Origin of the sequence: Methylobacterium sp. P1-11 (assembly GCF_008329595.1) — a bacterium.
In the GTDB taxonomy this organism is placed as follows: domain Bacteria; phylum Pseudomonadota; class Alphaproteobacteria; order Rhizobiales; family Beijerinckiaceae; genus Methylobacterium.
In genome coordinates this window covers 1-527 of sequence record NZ_NPKS01000127.1, presented here as the reverse complement: position 1 = coordinate 527, position 527 = coordinate 1, and the positions used below count along the sequence as shown (strand labels likewise).

Genomic DNA, 527 nt, shown 5'->3' with positions numbered 1-527 from the left:
TCGATGTCTGCGAACAGGTGCTCGCCCCGGCCAAGAACGACCGGCGACACCGCCAAGTGCAATTCATCGATTGCGCCCGCGAGTAAATACTGGCGGACCGTCGACACGCCACCGCCGATCTTGACGTCCGAGTCGCCCGCGGCAGCTCTAGCTTGGTCAAGCGCCGCCTCGATCCCGTCCGTGACGAAGTGGAAGGTTGTCCCGCCCTCCATCACAATAGGCGCCCGGGCGTGGTGGGTGAGGATGAAGGTCGGCGCGTGATAAGGGGGATTGTCGCCCCACCAGCCCTTCCACGTTTCGTCCGGCCATTCGCCCCGGATCGGGCCGAACATGTTGCGGCCGAGGATGAAGGCGCCAAAGCCAGCCATCCCGGCGTCGGCGAAACGATCGTCAGTCCCGCCCTCTTGCCCGATCATCGATCTGAAGGCGCGCGTCGGGAAGAACCACCGCATCAACTCCGGCCCGCCTTTCCCGAGCGGATGCTCCAGGCTTTGGTCCGGGCCGGCCCCGAAGCCGTCGACAGACAC

General features: G+C 65.7%; 1 protein-coding gene. It reads right to left on the bottom strand.

Annotation, left to right across the window (positions count from 1 at the left end; all coding sequences use genetic code 11):
• The coding region (locus CIW48_RS33035) for a dihydrofolate reductase family protein (RefSeq protein ID WP_149314529.1) at positions 1 to 527 on the bottom strand (527 nt) is incomplete at both ends.